The organism is Streptococcus sp. FSL R7-0248 (assembly GCF_037967965.1).
In the GTDB taxonomy this organism is placed as follows: Bacteria; Bacillota; Bacilli; order Lactobacillales; family Streptococcaceae; genus Streptococcus.
Genome location: NZ_CP150201.1, coordinates 1076568 through 1098537, shown reverse-complemented (window position 1 = coordinate 1098537; position 21970 = coordinate 1076568). Strand labels below are relative to the sequence as shown.

General features: G+C 40.8%; 17 protein-coding genes and 1 riboswitch. Of the genes, 11 read left to right on the top strand and 6 right to left on the bottom strand.

The window, feature by feature from the left end:
• Window positions 1-554: 554 nt before the first annotated feature.
• Window positions 555-1523 (top strand): iron-siderophore ABC transporter substrate-binding protein, encoded by a 969-nt coding sequence (locus tag NYE32_RS05265; RefSeq protein ID WP_156685070.1) that lies wholly within the window; start codon window positions 555-557, stop codon window positions 1521-1523.
• A gap of 46 nt (window positions 1524-1569) precedes the next feature.
• Here the strand turns inward: NYE32_RS05265 and NYE32_RS05260 are convergent, their stop codons facing one another.
• From NYE32_RS05260 to NYE32_RS05250, 3 genes are all read right to left on the bottom strand, one after another.
• A complete protein-coding gene (locus NYE32_RS05260) occupies window positions 1570-2910 on the bottom strand; it encodes an MATE family efflux transporter (RefSeq protein WP_073689320.1) in 1341 nt (446 codons plus the stop codon).
• A 50-nt stretch (window positions 2911-2960) separates the two neighbouring features.
• Window positions 2961-4505 carry a hypothetical protein gene (locus NYE32_RS05255; protein ID WP_073689319.1) on the bottom strand — a complete coding sequence of 515 codons (1545 nt, stop codon included), beginning with the start codon at window positions 4503-4505 and terminating at the stop codon, window positions 2961-2963.
• Window positions 4506-4678: 173 nt separating this feature from the next.
• A complete protein-coding gene (locus NYE32_RS05250; protein ID WP_110981418.1) occupies window positions 4679-6337 on the bottom strand; it encodes an NFACT RNA binding domain-containing protein in 1659 nt (552 codons plus the stop codon).
• Window positions 6338-6850: 513 nt separating this feature from the next.
• Here NYE32_RS05250 and NYE32_RS05245 point away from each other — a divergent pair.
• From NYE32_RS05245 to nt5e, 10 genes are all read left to right on the top strand, one after another.
• Window positions 6851-7651, top strand: coding sequence for a TraX family protein (locus tag NYE32_RS05245; RefSeq protein WP_110981417.1), 801 nt, complete (start codon window positions 6851-6853; stop codon window positions 7649-7651).
• Window positions 7652-7783: 132 nt separating this feature from the next.
• The gene (locus NYE32_RS05240) at window positions 7784-8332 is read left to right on the top strand and encodes a DJ-1 family glyoxalase III (protein ID WP_339157123.1); all 549 of its coding nucleotides are present in this window, start codon (window positions 7784-7786) and stop codon (window positions 8330-8332) included.
• A gap of 340 nt (window positions 8333-8672) precedes the next feature.
• The gene (locus tag NYE32_RS05235; protein WP_241672399.1) at window positions 8673-9446 is read left to right on the top strand and encodes a dihydroorotate dehydrogenase electron transfer subunit; all 774 of its coding nucleotides are present in this window, start codon (window positions 8673-8675) and stop codon (window positions 9444-9446) included.
• 9 nt (window positions 9447-9455) lie between these two features.
• A complete protein-coding gene (locus NYE32_RS05230; RefSeq protein ID WP_008534668.1) occupies window positions 9456-10412 on the top strand; it encodes a dihydroorotate dehydrogenase in 957 nt (318 codons plus the stop codon).
• A 235-nt stretch (window positions 10413-10647) separates the two neighbouring features.
• The gene (gene pyrF / locus NYE32_RS05225) at window positions 10648-11343 is read left to right on the top strand and encodes an orotidine-5'-phosphate decarboxylase (RefSeq protein ID WP_156685069.1); all 696 of its coding nucleotides are present in this window, start codon (window positions 10648-10650) and stop codon (window positions 11341-11343) included.
• 87 nt (window positions 11344-11430) lie between these two features.
• Complete coding sequence (pyrE, locus tag NYE32_RS05220) at window positions 11431-12060, top strand: orotate phosphoribosyltransferase (protein ID WP_004182503.1); 630 nt, start codon at window positions 11431-11433, stop codon at window positions 12058-12060.
• An 85-nt stretch (window positions 12061-12145) separates the two neighbouring features.
• Entirely contained in the window at window positions 12146-13597 is a 1452-nt protein-coding gene (locus NYE32_RS05215) for an amidase (protein WP_156685068.1), read from the top strand.
• Between the two features lie 109 nt (window positions 13598-13706).
• Window positions 13707-14555: a transporter substrate-binding domain-containing protein gene (locus NYE32_RS05210; protein WP_022496381.1), complete on the top strand. Its 849-nt coding sequence runs from the start codon at window positions 13707-13709 to the stop codon at window positions 14553-14555.
• A 58-nt stretch (window positions 14556-14613) separates the two neighbouring features.
• The gene (locus NYE32_RS05205; RefSeq protein ID WP_002890981.1) at window positions 14614-15267 is read left to right on the top strand and encodes an amino acid ABC transporter permease; all 654 of its coding nucleotides are present in this window, start codon (window positions 14614-14616) and stop codon (window positions 15265-15267) included.
• Window positions 15268-15377: 110 nt separating this feature from the next.
• On the top strand, window positions 15378-17624 hold the full coding sequence (gene nt5e, locus NYE32_RS05200) for a cell surface ecto-5'-nucleotidase Nt5e (RefSeq protein WP_156685067.1): 2247 nt from the start codon (window positions 15378-15380) through the stop codon (window positions 17622-17624).
• Window positions 17625-17659: 35 nt separating this feature from the next.
• Here the strand turns inward: nt5e and NYE32_RS05195 are convergent, their stop codons facing one another.
• From NYE32_RS05195 to NYE32_RS05185, 3 genes are all read right to left on the bottom strand, one after another.
• Window positions 17660-18601: an AraC family transcriptional regulator gene (locus NYE32_RS05195; protein WP_148512712.1), complete on the bottom strand. Its 942-nt coding sequence runs from the start codon at window positions 18599-18601 to the stop codon at window positions 17660-17662.
• A gap of 143 nt (window positions 18602-18744) precedes the next feature.
• Entirely contained in the window at window positions 18745-20115 is a 1371-nt protein-coding gene (gene mnmE / locus NYE32_RS05190) for a tRNA uridine-5-carboxymethylaminomethyl(34) synthesis GTPase MnmE (RefSeq protein WP_156685066.1), read from the bottom strand.
• Between the two features lie 127 nt (window positions 20116-20242).
• Window positions 20243-21586, bottom strand: a complete 1344-nt coding sequence (locus NYE32_RS05185) for a sodium:alanine symporter family protein (RefSeq protein ID WP_156685065.1) — start codon at window positions 21584-21586, stop codon at window positions 20243-20245.
• Window positions 21587-21682: 96 nt separating this feature from the next.
• A riboswitch (glycine riboswitch) is annotated at window positions 21683-21789 on the bottom strand.
• Window positions 21790-21970 lie beyond the last annotated feature (181 nt).

Below are 21970 nucleotides of genomic sequence, written 5' to 3'. Positions count from 1 at the left end.
GGGTGCAATAATTAAGTTTTTAACGTAAACGAAGAGTTAGTTACGTTTTGGTTTGACTGCCATGCCTAGGCCGAGTGAAAAGGTTGTCAATATTATTTAAGGCTTTTTAAGTTATTTTTAAATGAGTTTTCAGTGTATTTTAATACCTATCTCACCGAAAAAATACTAGTTAGGGATGTTTAAATTCGTATCGCTAATCTAGTAAAATCCATTTCAGTCTGCAGAGCATCATTTGCTATTCACAGAACCCCAAAACAATTGATAAAATCAGGCGTAACCTATAAAGAAGAAGGCTTCAAAAAAGAGATCTCTTACTTAAATATTTAAAAATCAAAGAGGATGATATAATCTGACATTTCAACGGCGTACAAGATGTCCTCTGAAAAAGAAATTGCTGTTTTTTTACTCAAAGGTTATAGTTTATTTCTATAATACCTCTTAGAAATCAAAAACATTCAATTCCTTCCAAAAAATCTTAGTCATAGATTGACATTAAAGAAATTTTAAGATAACTTTAAAGTAACGATTTAATCCGATCTTATCGAGGAGTTGCCATGAAAAAAATAAATCTTCTTTATTTATTAGCTATTCTGGCCATCATATCTGGTCTTTTACTATATTACTTGCCAGACATGACGTCTGGACATAATGCAGAGTCAAATAATACAAGTCAAACTTTTAAGAAGAAGACGATTGTTCATGATTTTGGTACGACAGAGTTGAAAAAAGTTCCTAAACGTATCGTTATCCTCGACAACCTCTATGGTGAAATCTTGGATCCTCTCCATATCACTCCTGTAGGTGCAACAACTGGCCAAGCTGATAGTCATGAATTTTCAACCCTCTTTAAGAAACAATACAAGGATGCCAAGGTGGTTTCAGTTGGTTGGCAGGGAAGTCCAGATTTGGATAAGATTGCTGAGTTAAAACCTGATTTAATCCTTATGACTAGCGAGCAGGAAGACCTCTACGACGAGCTGTCTGAGATTGCACCGACTGTTGGTTACCAAATTAATACAGATGAAAATTGGGACTATCACGAAACCTCATTAAAGGTAGCAGAAATCTTCGACAAACGTGATGAGATGAAGAAGGACCTGGATAGAGTGGATGCTAGGGAGGCTGTTTTCGCAGAGAATGTCAAAGCTAAGTTTGGCAATCAAAAACTCATGTATCTGCGCGTGACAGACAATGACATCCGTTATTACGCTTACGGGCATTTTGGTTATCTGTATGATACTTATCATTTCAATCGTGCTGAAACCTTCAATCCAAATGATATGTTCCAAGTTATCGATCCAGATAAACTAAAAGACATTAATCCGGACCTCCTGATTGTTCAAGCAGATTCTCAAGAACTCCTAGATAACAAACTTAAAAATAACCCTGTCTGGAGTAGCTTAAAGGCAGTTCAAAATAACAAGGTAATTTATGCTGATTACTCAACCTACATGCTAGGCTTTGGGATTGTCTCCCAAGAGGCCATAATGAAACAGATCTCTGATGAATGGGGATTAAATTAAACTAAAAACGACCGTGATGGTCGTTTTTTCTATGTTCAAAAGTAGTCTAACTGATAAACAAGCGTCGAATATGTTTCCTCAAGGCAAAATAGAGCTGAATGGTCATGGGAATCCAAATCAAGGGTTCGCATAGGATAACACCAAGGTAGCCCATAGAAGGAATAACCAAAAGAACAAAGAGAATTTTTCCAAAAAGCTCAATGAAACTAGAGGTTAAGGGTGTGAGTTTCTTACCTAGGCCTTGGAGACTATTTCTGAAAATAAAGAGCATACCTAGAATAGGATAAAAAAGAGAACTGATACGGAGGTAGCGACTGGCGTTGTCAATAATCACAGCATTATCAGAACCAGAGATAAAACCAGCCAAAAAGGGACTTGCTATATAGAGAAGGACACAAGCAATGACAGACCAAGTGATAGAAACAAGACAAGATTGTTTTAAACCAGCCACTATGCGTTTAAACTGTTTGGCCCCGAAGTTTTGTGAGGTGAAGGTGGTCACCCCAGTAGCAAGTGAGGTCAAAGGGAGAACAGCGAAAGACATGATACGCCTTGCTGCAACCTGAGCACTGATGATAAGAGGGCCAAAACCGTTAATGGCATACTGCAAAGTCACTGTACCAATAGAAACAATGGAATTCATAAGTCCCATGGCCATTCCTTGTCCAAAAAGGTCCAAATAAAGACTTGAATCAAGAACAAAGTCTGACTTGCTTGGTAGAAGGAAGGTCACTTTTATCTTAATATAGTAAAGACAGAGGATAGCTGAAAGTCCCTGTGAGATAATTGTCGCTAAGCCTGCTGATTGAACACCAAGATGAAGTTGTGTAATAAAGAAAAGGTCTAAAACAATATTGACTAGAGCTGAAAAAATCAGAAAATAGAGGGCGGTAAGACTATCCCCAACCGCTCTGAGGAGTCCTGCACACAGATTATAACCCAAAGTTATTCCAACACAAGACACAATCATAGAAATATACTGGTAAGATTGTCCGATGATAGAAGTAGGCGTTCCTAAAAATCTTAGCAAAGGATAGAGGCCGAAATGTCCTAGAATCATAACCAAGGCACTCAAGCCTAGACCGATGACAGCAGTGGCCGCCACAGACTGACGAAGTTTCCTAAAGTCTTTGGCACCATAGTAACGTGCGATAACAACGCCCATACCATTTCCAACGCCAAGAGCAAAGCCGATAACCAAATCAAAAATAGCAGAAGAAGCTCCTACAGCAGCCAAGGCATCTGGACCTAGAAAACGACCCACAATCATGACATCGGCAGTATTGTAGAGTTGCTGGAAAATATTGGATATCAGAATTGGTAGAGCAAAGATTAAAAGAGACCTCAGAATTGGGCCTCGTAAAAGATCAACTGACGCATTTTTCATAGACTTATTATAGCAAGATTGTAATTGTGAAACAATGTTAAAAAGCCATCCTAGGATGACTTTTGGATATTTTTTAGGTAGCGTCTAAGTATTTGTGTCATATGATTGTAACCCGCCGCGATCATTGGAATTTGTAAGTAAATATAAGGTAGGGTGTACTGGCTCTTAGTCTCTGATATGAGGTGAAAGAGGATGCCACCGAAAAGATAGAGGAAGGCATAGAGGCCCAGTGTTGCTCCATCTCCCATTCGTTTATAAGTGAAAGCATAGTAGAACGCACCACCAAGATATAAGACTAGGAGATAGCCTTGCATATAGGTCACAAAAAAGAGATGCAGGGTCCCATCGTGATAGATAGAGGTCGCAAACCTATTCCACAAAGGCTGAAACTTGTCTTTACTTGGACCGTTCCAGATGGACTGGAAGCTTCCCTCTGTCCAGGAACTGATAAACTTAGTGCTAAAAAACCAACTGGCCTCATCGGGATGTGCTAGAAGATATTGAACACGTCTATCAAAAAGATGATTGGCGCTTTTTTCAATCTTTTCGATATTGCCCTTTTTCTTAGCATAAATGTCACGGACATAGCCGGTATACCATCCTGGCATTCGTTTAGAATCGGGTTTGTCCTGTAAGCCCATTGCCAACCAAGCAATCTGAGGTGTTCCAGAAATTTTTTGATGAGTGGTAATCTCATAGTAACTGGTTGTCGCCTTATGCAAGCCCATCGGAAAGGCAAAGAAAGCCAAAACCAAAAGTAAATAGCGGTAACGTTTCTCTCTGAGAGTCGTTAGTATCAAAATACCAGATAATGCAATAATGAGAATAATATTATTGCTCCTTACCCAGTAAGCCAATGATAGCATGACCACCGAAAGAATCGCATTCCTAGCCTTACCACGTTTTAAGTAACGTAGAAAGAAGAGAATGGCAAAACTAGAAAAGAACAAACCATACATAAGTCCATAGGCAAACATAATGTTAAAAACTAGAGGTAAGAAACCGAAGCTCATGATGACAGCCAAACGACTGACTAACGGTTTCGTAAACAGTTCATCCGTGATTTTCCATGTCGCATAGTTCATACCAATGACCATGCCAAGATTCAATACATAGAAAACCGAGATGACCGGCAAAGGAATCAGATAGAGAACCAGGCGTTCAAAACTAAGCAATCCCAACTGATGAGGATAGCGGTAAAAGTAGGCTCCTGGTTTAATTAAGGAGAAGTTGCCAGCATTAAACTGGACCGCCCCTTTAAAGACAGTACCTGCATCGTCTCGACCAGCAAAACTCGTCAGAAAAATCAAAAGTAGGCCAAAAATCATAAAGCAAACGGAAAAAAAGATGAAAATCTGCTTTGTTGTAAGTTCCTTTAAGATTTTGCGCCAGAGAAGTGTCAAAAGCAGAATGACACCACCTGAAACATAAACATACCAAGGGACGCTACTAATCTCTGCCCACTCAAAGTATCCCGTCATCATGGTCGTGCGAATGAGTAAAGCAGTCATAAATAATATGCCGAAGACTAAGAGCCCCACGTAGCGCCCTAACCATTCTAAAACAGAACTCGTATATGACATAAGAGCCTTCATTGAAAGTCTCCTTTAATATAGGTAATTACCCTTATAGTTTAGCACAGTCATCGGAAAAATGTAATGAAAACTTGAGGAAAATCTCATTCATCACTAAAAGAAATTGCTCTAATGACGACATCGAAAAAACTCTCTTGTATCAGCAACAAGAGAGTTTGATTTTATAAAGTAGTTTACTTCATCCGCATGCTATCGATTTTTTCTTCAGTCGGTGTGACACGTAAGGTCTTTTGTCCCGTATAAGTTACAAATCCAGGCTTACCAGCCGTTGGTTTGTTGAGTTTCTTAACATCAATCATATCCACTTGAACCAAGTTTGATAGACGAGCCTTAGAATAGTAGGCTGCCAATTCAGCCGCATCGGTCTTGACCTCGTCAGTTGGGTTAAGGTTGTCCTTGATAACTACGTGACTACCTGGGATATCCTTGGCGTGGAACCAGAGCTCACCTTTTTTAGCCATCTTGAAGGTCAACTCCTCATTTTGCAGGTTGTTACGACCAACCATGATAATGGTCTTGCCATCAGAAGCTAGATACTGTTCAGGTTTCTTACGTTTGTGGCGTTTGTCAGTTGAACGACGCTTCATAAACCCAGCCTGAACAAGCTCCTCACGAATATCCTCGATTTCATCCATATTGGCTTGAGAAAGACTGAATTCAACACTTTCTAAATAATCAATGGTCTGTTTGGTTTCCTCAATCAAACCAGTCAAGTGCTTAACAGCCTCCTTGAGCTTCTGGTATTTCTTGAAGTAACGTTGCGCATTTTGGTTAGGAGTCAGAGCCACATTTAGAGGAATGGTAATCTTTTCACCAGTGTAGTAGTTGTCTAGCTCGACACTATCCTTGTCATTTGGCACCATGCTGAGGTAGGTGGTCAACAGTTCCCCTTTTTGACGGAACTCCTCAGCATTTTCAGTCGCCGCAAGCTCTTTTTCCTGTTTAACAAGTTTCTTCTTGTTTTTTTCCAGCTCATTTTGCACACGATGGATTAAATCACTAGCCTGTTGAGCCACACGGTCACGCGCCGCCTTGTCCAAATAGTAGTAGTCCAAAAGGGCAGACAAGGTTTCAAACTCAGGTTGGTCCTGACTATCAGAGAATCTTACAGCTGAAAATGCTTTTGTCGTTAAGTTTGGCTCTACTTCACGATTGAAGAAGGCACGGAAATTCTTGAGCTTATCAGTCTCAAGTAAAGCTGATAATTCATTGGCCGTGTCACGCCCCAAACCTTGGAAAAGTTTTTGAAGGTTTCTAGCTGACAAATCCTCGGTTTGTAGGATTTCAAAGAGCTTTTCGTCTGCAATGTCAAATGGATTCTTGGCGTCTGTCTTAGGCGGTGCGATGTAGGTTGATCCTGGCAGAATAGTACGGTAACTATTTTGTGAGAAACCAACGTGCTTAATTGACTCGATAATTTTGCTCTCGTTTTTGTCAATCAGGATAATATTGGAGTGTTTCCCCATAATTTCCATGACTAGAGTAACCTTGACGCTGTCACCGATTTCGTTTTTGTTTGATACGGAAATCTCCAGAACACGATCATTTTCTACCTGCTGGATATCCTCGATAACCGCTCCCTGAAGGTATTTCCTCATAATCATGGTATAGGTATTTGGATTCTGTGGATTTGGCAAGTCAGCCTTGGTCGTCTGAATACGCCCAAAGACAGGGTGAGCCGAAAGCAGAAGCTTGTAATTCTGACGATTGTTACGAATGGTCAGGACCAACTCACGTTCAAAAGGCTGATTAACTTTCTGGATACGCCCGTAAAGCACCTGCTCACGTAGCTCAGCTGTCATATGATGAAGAAAAAAGCCGTCAAAAGACATGGTGTACTTCCTTTCTTATTATTGATAATACTTGTTTTATTTTTAAAATAAAATTGTCTGTGAGACTTTCCTTAGGTGTTGGCGGACGTCAGCGAACTTTTACAAAGTTCCATGACTAATTTTTGAGCCTAGCGTCTCAAAAATTCCGAGCGCCTGAAACCTTTTAGTTTCAGGCGCTTTTAACACGGCGGAAAGTCTCGGTTAATTGCTCGCTCTGCTCGCAAAAAAGATATTACAAAAACTTGCAGAGTTTATTAGCTTTGTTTGTTTTTTATAAATAATTTGCATACGTTATAAACGTAAATATTGCCTAACTATTATAGCACAAAGAGAGTATAAATGCTTTGGATGGGTAGTCGGAATTGAGTTTGTTATTATTATGGACCATTCTTTATTACAAAAATTGTTCCGCAAAAACAGTTAAAAGTTATGGCTTTTATTATCATGAATACCTTTGAATTTACATCTAACTTATGGTATCATTTAATATGCTGAAAATTAAAGGAGCATTAAATGAACGATATAAAAAAGATATGCAATGCGACTAATTTGAAATACCTAGCTGTTGCACTTATGTTTTTGGACCAAATCTATCAGTTGTTCGGGAGTATGGGGGCACCTATATGGTTGACGATGTTGGGACGTTTGGTTTTTCCAATCTTCCTCTTTCTAGCTGCAGATAGTTTCCATTATACTCATGACCGAATGGCCTACCTTAGACGTCTGCTTTACATGAGTTGGTTCATGACCATTGGTAATGCCATTATTGGAAGTATTTTTCATAATGGTGATATTGGTTTGATGAATAATGCTTTTTCAACCTTCTTTATTACAGGGATTTTTATATGTTCTTGGGATTTGTTGGCTAAGGGGCTTCGCGATAAATCGAACAAGGAGTTAATTCAAGGGATCGGTGTCTTTCTCTTGCCGATTCTTTCATCTATTCCAGTTGTGATTCTTGCAGGCATATTTGAAACGCCACATGCAAACCCACTCCTTGTGCAGATTGTTGCCTTTATCTTGTCACTAGTTCCAAGTATTATCATGGTTGAGGGTGGCTTTGTGATGGTTATTCTTGGTTTGCTATTCTATATCTTCCGAACCAATCGCATCGCTCAAATCATTGTCTTAGCTGTTATTTCAGTGATTGCCCATCTCTTTGATCCGACAGGTGTCCAGTGGATGATGGTTTTTGCTGCGATTCCTATGTATTTCTATAATGGTGAGCGTGGTAGTGGTAACAAGAATTTCTTCTATATTTTCTACCCAGCCCATATTTATCTCTTGTGGATTCTAGCAAGTTTGTTTAGATAAAATGACAAAGACAGTCCTTGTGCTGTCTTTTTTTACGCCCAAAGTCCATTTTTATAGTTTGTTTCCTGCTTCTAAAACTGCTATAATTTAAGGCGTAATAGAATCAAGTAATAAGTCAATTGGAGGTATATCATGACAAAAGTAGCAGTAGTATTTGCGGACGGATTTGAAGAAATCGAAGCCTTGAGCCCAGTGGATGTCTTCCGCCGAGCAGGATTTGACTGTAGCATGCTTGGACTTGAAAGTGCGTCAGTAACTGGCTCACATGGGATTCAAGTTGCTATGGATGGCGTTTTTGATGGCAATTTTGCGGATTATGACTTGGTGGTCCTTCCTGGAGGTATGCCTGGATCAACTAATCTACGCGACAACGAAACTTTGATTGCCTCTCTTCAAGAGGCTGCTAAAGTAGGAAAATATATTGCTGCTATTTGTGCTGCACCAATTGTTCTCGAACGTGCTGGTCTTCTTGAAGGGCGTAAATTCACATGTTTCCCTGGCTTAGAGGAACAAATTGCATCTGGTGAGCATCAAACTGACTTGGTAGTTGTTGATGGCAATATTGTCACTAGCCGTGGTGCTGGAACAGCATTAGCCTTTGCTTATGCCTTGGTCGATTTGTTGGGTGGCGATGGTCAGCAGTTGGCACATACTATGGTTTACGACAGATTGTTTAAATAATGTTTTTTAGGGCTCTTGTTCAAGAACTCTAGCACCTCTTGTTAGGAATGTTGACAATTTATTTTCCCCTATGAGATGATAGAGAACGTATCAAACAGAGGGCCTAGTTATAGGCTGGAGAGACCTTAGCTTAATTTTATAAGCTTAGGTTTTTTCTTTTCTCCTTTGACATCCGTCTTGAAAACGGTTATAATAATCACAAAATAACCTTTAAATGAGTCCAGAGAGGCTTGAAAGGTCGGACAGGTGAAAAAAACAGGGTTCTCCTGTAATTTTTTGTGCGACCTTGCCATGTGGCGAGGTTTTTTTGATGACAGTTTGCAGTTTAGAAAGGGTTGTCATGATTTTAGTTGAAGATTTAACTATTGTGAGTCAGCGTGAGATTGCACCTCGTATTTTCGAGATGGTGCTTAAGGGAGAGATGGTTGCAGATATGCAGGTTGGGCAGTTCGTCCACCTCAAGGTGCCGGACCCAAGTAAGCTCCTTCGTCGTCCGATTTCCATCTCAGAGATTGACTACGACAAGAAAGAGGCAACCATTGTTTACCGTGTGGAGCGTGAGGGCACAGCTATTCTTTCTAAGATGGTAGCTGGTCAAACCATTGATACCATGGGTCCTCAGGGAAATGGATTTGATATTTCCGTTGTCGATGCTGGGCAGAAAGCCCTCCTTGTTGGTGGTGGTATCGGTGTCCCACCTTTGGTTGAGACGGCTAAGCAGTTGAAGGCTAAAGGGGTGGAAGTTGTATCGGTAATTGGTTTTGCCAATAAGAATGCCGTCATCTTGGAGGACAAGCTCAGAGCTTGTGGTGATGTTTATGTGACCACTGATGACGGTTCATACGGTATCAAGGGTTACGTTTCGACAGTTATTGATGGTTTCGACTGGACACCAGATGCCGTGTATAGTTGCGGAGCCCCAGGCATGCTTAAATATGTCGATAGCAAGTTTGAAAATCACCCTCACGCCTATGTTTCTATGGAAGCTCGTATGGCTTGTGGTATGGGTGCTTGCTATGCCTGTGTGGTTCACGTTAAAGGAGAGTCGGACGCCAAAAATCTTCGTGTTTGTGAAGAAGGGCCAGTCTTCCCTACTGGAAAAGTCATCGTCTAGGAGGTTACCATGTCAGAGATTAAATCAGAAAATCGTTTAGCTATTAGCCTTCCAGGGCTTGACTTGAAAAATCCTATTATCCCAGCTTCAGGTTGCTTCGGTTTTGGTCAAGAGTATGCCAAGTATTATGATTTGGACAAACTAGGGTCAATTATGATTAAGGCAACGACTGCCAACCCTCGTTTTGGGAATCCGACACCCCGTGTGGCTGAGACACCATCAGGCATGCTTAATGCCATTGGCTTGCAAAACCCAGGTGTAGATGCTGTCTTGTCTGAAAAACTCCCTTGGTTGCAGGAGCATTATCCTGAGCTTCCAATCATTGCTAATGTGGCTGGATTTTCAAACGAAGAATATGCAGAAGTGTCTCATAAGATTTCCAAAGCCAGCAACGTCAAGGCTATCGAGCTTAATATCTCGTGTCCAAACGTGGACCATGGCAATAACGGCCTCCTCATCGGACAAGTCCCAGAGCTTGCCTATGCGGCAGTAAAAGCCAGCGTTTCTCACTCTGATGTGCCCGTCTATGTCAAACTGACACCAAGCGTGGCTGATATTACAAGTGTCGCTAAAGCAGTCGAAGATGCCGGTGCGACAGGTTTTACCATGATTAACACCTTGGTCGGAACACGCTATGACTTGGCGACTCGCAAACCTATCATTGCCAACGGTCAAGGTGGTATGTCAGGGCCAGCTGTCTTTCCAGTAGCCCTTAAACTTATCCGCCAAGTTGCTCTAGCGTCAGACCTTCCAATCATCGGTATGGGGGGTGTCGACAGTGCCGAAGCCGCTATCGAAATGTTTATCGCTGGTGCCTCAGCCATCGGTGTCGGAACAGCCAACTTCGCAGATCCCTATGCCTGCCCTAAAATCATTGACCGTCTCCCTGAAGTCATGGACAAGTACGGTATCACAACACTTGAAGACTTGCGTAAGGAAGTTCGAACAGACTTGTTGGGGAAATAGAATAAAAATAGCATTTTTAAGGAGTTTAACAAAGGTATAATTACTTTCATCCCCCTTTGACATTCCCTTATAAAAGCGCTATAATAGAACAAATTGAACTGAACCTTTAATCGAGTCCAGAGAGGCGAGAAAGGTGTACTGAGATGCTACGGCATCACTAAAGGGTAGGAACTGCCCTATTTTCGTGCAACCTTCGCTGACTGGCGGAGGTTTTTTGTGTGAAAGGATATAAGAAATGAGAGAAAATCGTCCTGTTATTGCCCTTGATTTCCCGACCTTTGAGGATGTGAAGGCTTTCCTTGCTAAGTTTCCTGCTGATGACAAGCTCTATGTGAAGATTGGTATGGAACTCTACTATGCTGCTGGGCCAGAGATTGTACGCTACGTTAAAGAGCTTGGCCATAGTGTTTTCCTTGACCTTAAGCTTCACGATATTCCAAATACTGTGAAATCAGCTATGCGTGTCTTGTCTAACCTTGGCGTTGATATGACTAATGTGCATGCGGCTGGGGGTGTGGAAATGATGAAGGCTGCGCGTGAGGGCTTGGGAGATGGTCCAATCTTGATTGCTGTAACACAGTTGACCTCTACCTCTGAAGAGCAGATGCGTGATTTCCAAAATATCCAAACCACACTTCAAGAATCAGTGGTTCATTATGCTAAGAAGACTGCTGAAGCAGGTCTTGATGGTGTTGTTTGCTCAGCACACGAAGTAGCAAAAATCAAAGAAGCGACGAATGAAGATTTCGTTTGTTTGACACCTGGTATCCGTCCAGCAGGAGCAGCAGTTGGTGACCAAAAACGTGTCATGACACCTGCCGATGCCCGTCAAATTGGTTCAGATTACATTGTTGTTGGTCGTCCAATTACACAAGCTGATGATCCAGTAGCAGCTTATCACGACATCAAAGCCCAATGGAACGGTCAATAAATTTTCAAAAAGACCTTATTTCATAGGAAAATAGATGGAATTAGGTTATAATAAAGAATAGAAAACGCTTTACGGAGGATAATAATTATGACATTAGCATCACAAATCGCATCTGACTTGCTCGATATCAAAGCTGTTTACCTTAAACCTGAAGAACCATTTACATGGGCATCAGGAATCAAATCACCAATCTACACAGACAACCGTATTACTTTGTCTTATCCAGAAACTCGTACACTTATTGAAAATGGTTTTGTGGAAAAAATTAAGGAAGAATTCCCTGAAGTAGAAGTGATTGCAGGTACTGCAACTGCTGGTATTCCTCACGGTGCGATCATCGCTGACAAAATGAACCTTCCATTTGCCTACATCCGTAGCAAACCAAAAGATCACGGTGCTGGTAACCAAATCGAAGGTCGTGTGGTTAAAGGCGAAAAAATGGTTGTTGTTGAAGACTTGATTTCAACTGGTGGATCAGTACTTGATGCTGTAGCAGCTGCAGAGCGTGAAGGGGCTGATGTTATCGGTGTTGTGGCTATCTTCACTTACGAATTGCCAAAAGCTGAGAAAAACTTCGCTGATGCTGGCGTGAAATTGGTCACTCTTTCAAACTACACTGAGTTGATCAAAGTGGCTAAAGTGCAAGGCTACATCACAGCAGACGGACTTCAACTCTTGAAAAAATTTAAAGAAAACCAAGAAACTTGGCAAGACTAAATATCATGATTGAAGGCGGAACGTTTCAGGCGTTTCGCTTTTTTTAGTATAATTTAGGAAATAATAGAAGCAGGGAGAATATAAAATGTCAATAAATGAGTGGTCAGATGCAACGGCAATGGCTGAGGCCGTGCGAAATAAGACGGTCAGTCCCCGAGAACTTGTAAAGGATACTATAAGTGAAGCGGAGAGGACGAATACTAAAATCAATGCTATCGTCAGTCAACGTTACGAGAAAGCTTTAGAAGAAGCAGAAACTAGAGACTTTTCAGATAAACCTTTTGCTGGTGTCCCAATTTTCCTAAAAGATTTAGGTCAGGAGCAAGCTGGTGAGCCGTCAACAGCGGGTTCTCGCCTATTTACAAGTTATCGGGCTAAGGAAACGGATAATTATGTTAAGAAACTTGAGGAATTGGGCTTTATTATTTTAGGACGTTCTAGCACTCCTGAGTTTGGCTTCAAAAATATCAGTGATGCTCAGATTCATGGTCCTGTCAATCTACCTGATGATGTGAGGCGTAATGCTGGTGGCTCAAGTGGCGGTGCGGCTGCTATTGTGAGCTCTGGCATTTCTCCTTTGGCCCCAGCTAGTGACGGTGGGGGCTCTATTCGCATTCCAGCTTCTTTTAACGGCCTAATCGGTCTCAAGCCTACCAGAGGACGAATTCCTGTCGGTCCTGGTTCGTTTCGTGGATGGCAGGGAGCCTCTGTCCAGTTTGCTTTGACGAAGTCTGTTCGAGATACCAAACGCTTGCTTTATCATATGCAGACATGTCAGATGGAAAGTCCCTTTATCTTGCCCAAGCTTGACAAAGATTCTTTAGGACAAGCAGTTCGACCTCTGAAGATTGCTTTTTCTACGGTATCTCCTATTGGTGGCAAGGTATCAGAATCTGCCATTGCGGCGACAAAAAAGGCTGCTAGAGCATTAGAAAGTCTAGGACATCATGTCCATGAAATCACCTATCAGCCCTTGAATGGGATTGAAGCTATGCAGTCTTACTACATTATGAATAGTGTTGAGACGGCTGCCATGTTTGATGGTATAGAGGCTGGTTTGGGCTGTTCGATGACACTTGAAGATATGGAGTTAATGACTTGGGCTATTTTCCAATCTGGGCAAAAGATTCCTGCCAAAGTTTACTCTAAAGTCCTAACTCAGTGGGACCAGTATAGCCATCAGATGGCGAATTTTCATGAGTCTTACGATATTCTTCTGACTCCTACAGTTGCGGATGTGGCACCTAAGCATGGGCAGTTTGCCCTCTCTGAAAGCCTACAAAACCAACTCAAGCAAATGTCTGAGTTTGATTGGCCAAAGCAACAAGAACTTATTTGGGATATGTTTGCGGATAGTTTAGATTGGACGCCTTTCACCCAACAAGCTAACCTGACGGGACAACCATCGATTTCTTTACCTGTCTATCGTGATGGGCAAGGGCTGTCCCTTGGTGTTCAACTGACAGCCGCCAAGGGAAGAGAAGACCTCCTCTTACACTTGGCCCAACAAATGGAAGAAGGTTCGGTTTTTAGCTAGCTATACTCATTCTCGGTTCAATTTTTTGTAAAACCCTTTCAAATAGTGTAGTCTAAAATTATAAGTTTTTAACTTAACTTTATTATTTGTTTTAAGGAGACACACATAGATGAAAAAGAGATTTTTCGCCGTTTTCAGCCTAATCTTGGCTGCGGTCTTTTTGGTTGCCTGCTCGTCACAAAGTACCGGTGAGAAGAACTGGGAAAAGATTGAGAAACGTGGTAGCATCAAGGTTGCGACTGCTGGAACACTTTACCCACAAACCTACCACGATGATAAGAATAATTTGACTGGTTATGACGTTGAGATTCTCAAAGAAGTTGGAAAACGTCTTAAGTTGAAAATTGAATTCACTGAGATGGGTGTAGATGGCATGCTTACTGCTGTAAATAGTGGGCAAGTCGATATCGCTAACTACTCACTTGAAGACGACAACAAGAATGTTAAAAAATTCTTACGTTCTGAACCATACAAGTATTCCTTCACTTCAATGGTCGTTCGTGAATCGGATAATTCTGGAATCTCTTCATGGAAGGATCTCAAAGGCAAAAAGGCAGCCGGTGCTGCAAGTACAAAGTACATGAAGATTGCCAAAAAAATGGGTGCTGAACTCGTTGTATATGATAATGTTACCAATGACGTTTACATGCAAGACTTGGTAAATGGACGTACAGACGTTATCGTCAACGATTACTATTTGCAAAAGATGGCAGTAGCCGCTATCAAAGACAAGTACCCAGTTAAGATCAACGACGGTATCTACAGTAACCCTTACTCAACAAGCTTTACCTTCTCATTGAAGAATAAAACCCTTCAAGAAAAGGTCAACAAAGCCATCAAAGACATGAAGAAAGATGGTACCCTTACCAAGATTTCAGAGAAATTCTTTGCTGGTCAAGACGTTACAAAGAAAACAAAAGTTGACTATACTGAGATTGATATCTCTGATGTTGAATAATATGAGCGATCCAATTGGATCGCTTATTTGCTAAAGAAATGTTTAGAAAGTTAGACTTATGATTATTGATTTTTCACTGATTCTAAAAAGCATTCCTTATGTCCTATCAGGTCTGCCTTATACCTTAGGAATCTCGCTTTTAAGCTTTATGGTTGGGAATGTTTTTGCTATCATCCTTGCCTTTATGCGAATGTCTCAAAAGCCTTGGTTAAAGTATCCAGCACGTATTTATATTTCCATCATGCGTGGGGTTCCTATGTTAGTCGTGCTCTTCATTCTTTACTTTGGTTTGCCTTATGTTGGTGTTCAGCTACCTGCCCTTCTTTGTGCCTTTATTGGCTTCTCCTGTGTTAGTGCCGCTTATATGGCAGAGATTTTCCGTTCATCCATAGTTGCCGTAGATAAGGGTCAGTGGGAAGCAGCTCGCTCTCTTGGTCTTCCTCAGAAGTCTATTATCCGTCGGATTATCTTACCTCAGGCTATGCGTATAGCAGTAGCCCCTCTTGGTAATGTTATTATTGATATGGTTAAGAGTTCCTCATTGGCTGCTATGATTACAGTGCCTGACATTTTCCAAAATGCTAAGATTATCGGTGGGCGTGAGTATGACTACATGTCTATGTATATCCTAATCGCCCTTATTTACTGGACTTTGAGCTTTACTTTAGAACTGCTTGAAGGCTATCTTGAAAAACGTTTAGCTACCTATTGATTTTTGAAAAAATTGTTTGAATATCTAATAAAATATTGAAATTTATTTAATTCTAATCTTATAAATGTGGTATAATAAAAGCGTTTTAAAAATCAGAAAGGTCTTTTGGAATGAAGAAGAAAACAGTCGTTGCAACGACACTATCAACCCTACTCGTCTCAACTGCCATCTTGGCTAATGCTGTCCAAGCTGACGAGGTAGAAACTCATGCAGCTGTAACAGCACCAAGCACTGAAGTAGTAGCTACAGAGGCAATTACCAATACGACATCTACTGCAGCAACAACTGCATCAAGCGAGTCTGCAGCTCCAGTAGCTAGTACAACATCAGATGTTACTGCTTCAACAGCTGAAACAAGCGAAACACCAGTTGCCACAGCCAGTGAAACAGCAACTGCAGCCGCAACTCCTACAACAGAAGTCGTGACAAATGCTAGCACAAGTGCCAGCAACGACACTGTAACTGTTCTTCACACCAACGATGTTCATGGTCGTATGGTTGAAGATGATCGTAACGGAGTTATTGGGGATGCCCTTTTGTCTGGTATCGTCAACGATTCCCGTTCAAAAGGAACAACCCTTGTCTTTGACTCTGGGGACTCATTCCAAGGTCTTCCAATCTCAAACAGCTCTAAGGGTGAGGACATGGCAAGCGTCATGAATGCTGTTGGTTTTGATGCCATGACAGTGGGTAACCATGAGTTCGACTTTGGTCTTGACCAATTGCGTCGTTTGAGCAAACAAATCAATTTCCCAATCATCACATCTAACGTTTATGTGGACGGCGTACGTCTTTTCCAACCATCTACAATCGTTGACAAAACACCTGGTGTTGATGGAGATGAAGTAGTTGTTATTGGTGTTACTACACCTGAGACAGCTACTAAGACACACCCACGTAATATCACTGGTGTCTCTTTCACCGATCCTATTACTGAGGTTAAAGCTGTTGTTGACCAAGTGGAATCAAATGCTCGTGCTGAAGGTAAGCAATACAAGACTTATATTGTCCTTAGTCACTTGGGTATAGATACAACAACTCCAGTTGAATGGCGTGGATCAACATTGGCAGAAGCTCTTTCAAACTATGCACCTTTGAAAGGAAAACGTGTTCTTGTCCTTGATGGTCACTCACACACTCTTCACACAGCGACATACGGCGATAATGTCACTTACAACCAAACTGGTAGCTACCTTAACAATGTCGGCTGCGTCGTTTATAATTCTGACCGTGTCTTGTCACATGGCGTGATTTCACACGACGAAGCTAAGAAGAATTATCAAGTTAACCCAACAGTTAAAGCTATGATTGATGATATCCAAGCTAAGTACAAGGCAGATTCTTCGAAAGTCGTTATCGAAAATAGTCCAGTTAAACTTAGCGGTGACCGTATGGACGTTCGTGTTCGCGAAACTAACCTTGGTAATGTTGTTGCTGATTCTCTCTTAGAATACGGACAATCAGCCTTCACACACAAGTCTAACCTTGCCGTAACAAACGGTGGTGGTCTTCGTGAAACAATTGCCAAAGACAAACCAATCACTAAAGGTGATATCATTGCCGTTCTTCCATTTGGTAACTCAGTTGCTCAAATTCAAGTGACAGGTCAAAATATCCATGATATGTTTGTCAAATCTCTTGGTTCTATTCTCCAAGTTGACGAAAGTGGTAAAACTGTTCTGGATGAAAATGGTCAACCTCTTCTTGAACCATCTGGCGGTTTCCTTCAAGTATCAGGAGCTCGTGTTTATTATGACACAACACTTCCAGCAGAAAAACGTATCTTGTCAATTGACATTTTTGATCCAGAAACTGGTACCTATAAACCACTCAACACTAATGAAACTTACTACCTTGTAACGAATGACTTCTTAGCTGCTGGTGGTGATGGCTACACAATGCTTGGTGGTCCTCGTGAAGAAGGTCCTTCAATGGATACCGTCTTTGCGGATTACTTGACACATGCAGACCTTTCTAAGTATGCAGTTATCAATCCAAACTCACGAACCATTTCTATTTCAAGTGCTGATTTTGCTGCCTTGAACAAAAAAGAAAATGCAGAAGATCCTACACTCAATCCATTGAGTCCTGTTACGCCATCTAGCGTTGCTGAAGACCTTAAAACAACTAAACCAGTTGTATCTAAAGTAGTAACGACACCTAATGGTAAAGTATTCTTCGTTTCAACAAGAAACGAAGCACTTAAAGAAACAGAAAAAGTGGCAGAAGCTTCTGCTCAAACTGAAGTTCTTCCTACAACAGGTGACAAGGCCTCACACGCTGGACTCCTCGGACTTGGTATGTTGCTAACTCTCTTTGGACTTAGTGGAAAACACAAAGGTAAAGAGAAATACTAAGAAGTTTGCAGATAAAAAAAGAGTTAACCATTTGGCTAACTCTTTTTTGTTTTCTTGTTGTTGCTATGTGTTTTTCGATACTGACTTGGTGTTTGGTCGTAATAGTGTTTAAATTGACGGTTGAAATTTGATAAATTGTTAAAACCAACATCAGTAGCAATTTCCAAAACTGGTTTAACACTATTACGGAGCTCTTCACAAGCAGCATTAAGTCTTGCTTGAATGATAAATTCGGTACAAGAGGTACCAGTTTGTTGCTTAAAAATCGTCATAAAGTGAGTCTTACTATACCCCATAAGCAATGACAACTTATCAATAGTGAGATTTTCGGCATAATGCTGGTTAATGTAATCAATAATTTCCCGAATTTTTTCATTCTTACGATAATGATCATCAGAAGTCTTTCGCTCTACCAAGCGATAGAAGTAGAAGAGATAGATTAATTCCTCAAGTTTTGACTTGAGAAGAAGTTCATAGTGACGATCTTTCTGACGAATTATCTTAAAAATCTCGAAGAGAAGTGCTTTAATTTCCGTATAACCCTCGTCTGATGGTCTTAGACATTGTTTAAACTTAAAATTGGAATTCTGTAAGGGCTGAAGATAACGGAGACTAAGCAGATCCACCAGAGACTGTCCCAACATATCCAAATGAAAATGAAGAGTATCAGTATGATGAGACTGATTATCTATGGGATGAATCGAATGAAGCTCATTAGGACATATCAAAAAAATATCTCCAGCCTGACTGTCAAAATAGTCATAATCAATATGATAGCGAGCTGTCCCCTCATAAACGTACTGTATTTCAAGCTCAGGATGCCAATGAAATAGAATATCAGGGCGTCCATTTTCGACCATAGTTTCCTCCAGTCGAAAAGGAAGCAGATTATCATCAAAATCTATTAAATGTTTAAAATCAGTATCAGTAGCTGCTTGACTCATGATTAACCTTTCAAAATCATAGGATAATACCATGATAGCATTTTCTTTCTTAAAAAGCATGAGTTAATCGTCTTATAGTATTGGTAGTTTTTTGATTTACATAATTTTATTTCTGTATTTATGTATGTAAAATAAAAAGATGACTAAGCATCCTTTTTACATAAATTTAGTTATGTTTATTTTCCTAGACAGAACTGACTAAAGAGTTGTGTAATGAGTTCATCTGGGGCGGCGTCACCAGTAATTTCTCCTAAAACTTCCCAGGTGCGTGTCATATCAACCTGTAAGAGGTCAACAGGCATGCCTAATTCAAGGCCTTGATTGACTGCTTCAAGACTTTCGAGAGCTTTTTCAATGAGTGAAATGTGACGGGCATTTGAGAGATAAGTAGCATCTTTCTCCACTAGGCCAGCATTATCAAAGAAGAGCTGATTGATGCGATCTTCGATTTTGTCAATTTTTTCATTCTTGAGGACTGAAATTGGAATGACATCTTCGGGAAGCTCTTCCATTTGGATTGCTTGTGGTAGGTCTGTCTTATTTAGAAGAATGATGCGATTGTTATTTTGACTAATTTCTAGTAATGTACGGTCTTGCTCTGTTAATGGTTCGGAGCTATTAAGCACAAGGAGAACCAGGTCAGCCTCTTCGAGAGCTTTCTTGGAACGCTCAACACCAATCTTTTCAACCACATCATCTGTGTCTCGAATACCAGCAGTATCGATTAACTTAAGTGGAACACCCTTGATATTAACGTATTCTTCAATGATATCACGGGTAGTACCTTCAATATCCGTAACGATAGCTTTCTCCTCGCGTAGGAGATTGTTAAGAAGACTAGATTTTCCGACATTTGGACGACCAATGATTGCCGTTGAAAGGCCTTCTCGTAGGATTTTTCCTCGTTTAGCAGTGGCAAGGAGATTTTCTAAAAGTGCTTGGAACTCTTGCGTTTTTTCACGGACAAGAGCTGTGGTGACTTCTTCAACATCATCATATTCTGGGTAATCAATATTAACTTCGACTTGAGCCAAGGTGTTAAGGATTTCTTGGCGAGTGTTGTTAATGAGATCCTTGAGCGAACCATCAAGTTGAGAGACGGCAACGGCCATAGCCTTATCAGTCTTAGCACGAATCAAATCCATGACAGCTTCAGCCTGAGTCAAGTCCACACGACCATTCAAAAAGGCACGTTTGGTAAATTCTCCAGGTTCAGCCATACGAGCTCCAGAACGAATAAGGAGTTGGAGGATTTCATTAGTCACAGCAACCCCACCGTGAGTGTTGATCTCCACGACATCCTCACGCGTAAAGGTCTTTGGTGCACGCATAACACTTACCATGACTTCATCAATGGTTTCCTCATTTTCGACAATATGGCCGTAATTGATAGTATGTGAAGTAACCGTTTCTAGATCTCTTCCTTTAAAAACTTTATTAGCAATGGCGATAGCATCGGTTCCAGATAAGCGAACGATACCGATAGCACCTTCACCTAAGGGCGTTGAAATGGCAGTAATCGTATCAAATTCTTTGGTAATTGACATAGTTATTCCTTTGGATTTTTTCTGTATAAGTTTAAAAATGATTTAATTTCATTGTAACGCAAAAGAGCAGTAGTCGCAAGGATTGGTGCTGATAAAGCCAAGAAAAAAGAGCCTGAGCTCTTTTTATTTATTTGTGGCGTTCAAAGTATAATTTGGTTTCTTTAATGATGATTGGTGAAAGGACTAGGAGGGCAATCAAGTTAGGCAATGCCATCAAGCCGTTTACGATATCCGCAATTTTCCAAACAACATCAAGTGTGAGGTAACCACCAAGAGCAACCATAACCACAAAAATGAGGCGGTAGAGTGGAAGGAATTTAGTTGATTTGAAAATGAATTCGAAACAACGTTCACCATAGTAAGACCAACCCAAGATTGTTGTAAAGGCAAAGAGAACCAAAGAAAGTGTTAAGGCAATTTCACCAAAAGTTCCGAAAACAGATGAGAAGGCTGCTTGTGTCATTGGGGCACCTTCCAGGCTACCTGACCATTGACCAGTTACAAGGATAGCAAGACCTGTAAGTGTACAGATGATAATCGTATCAATGAAAGTACCTGTCATCGAAATCAAACCTTGTTCAACAGGTTCTTCGGTCTTAGCGGCAGCGGCAGCAATAGGAGCTGATCCAAGACCTGACTCATTTGAGAAGACACCACGCGCAATACCAAGTCGCATAGCGACCATGACTGTTGCACCAGCAAAACCACCTACGGCTGCTTTCCCAGTAAAGGCAGATTGGAAGACCATTTCAATAACTGGTAAAAGTTGATTAAAGTTTGTAAAGATAACCACAAGAGCTGCTAGGATATAAAGTCCAGCCATAAATGGTACGACCTTTTCAGAAACTTTAGAGATAGATTGGATACCACCAAAAATGATGGCAGCAGTTATAAGAGCAAGTAAGATACTTACGATTTTTGGTGACCAGTCAAAGCTGTTTTGAAGTGAGGCGGTGATTGAGTTAACTTGAGAGAAAGTACCAATCCCCAACCATGCAACAAGCACACCTGCAAAGGCAAAGAAGTAGGCCAAAGGTTTAGCAATTATTTGCCATTTCCCAAAGAAACCATGTGTGATGTAATACATTGGACCACCAGAAACATTACCTTGGTCGTCAAGTGTACGGAATTTAATAGCCAAAAGACCTTCGGAATATTTGGTTGCCATACCAAAGAAAGCGGCAATCCACATCCAGAAAAGGGCACCAGGTCCACCAGTTTTGATGGCTGTAGCTACCCCAACAATGTTACCTGTACCAACAGTTGCAGCAAGAGCTGTCGCAAGGGCTGCAAAACTAGAAATATCACCTTCCCCTTTATCTTCAGCAAAGATAAGTTTAAAAGCTTTAGGAAGACGAAGAACTTGCAAAAGTCCAAGACGAAGCGTAAGGTAAATCCCAGTTCCTACAAGAAGGATCAAAAGGGGTGGACCCCAGACAAAATCATCAATGGTAGTAAAAAAGTCTAACATAAATGTAACAATCTCCTTTAACCGAGACGTCAAAAAAGAGGTTTGGCTTAACCAGACCTCTGAGAATACAAAGCTATTATTACAAGTTAAAAACTTGCGATGCTTTCTGTCCTTTTACCTGAGAGTTTCGGTTATTACCCCTTGCCCCTTCGGTGTCTTGTTTACAGCTAAGGCTGCTTCAAGATCTCTCCAGAAGTCCGTCAATCACCAGTCTTCCTGATGACATCACTCGGTTTTTATTTTATTGTGGTTCTATCTTATCGAAAAAACCGAACAGTGTCAACACTAATTTTCATCAAAACTATAAAAAACCGAATATTATACTTAAGAATCCCTTTCACCAAAACCTAGAAAAGCTTGGAATAACAATCATTTTAAGCAAAC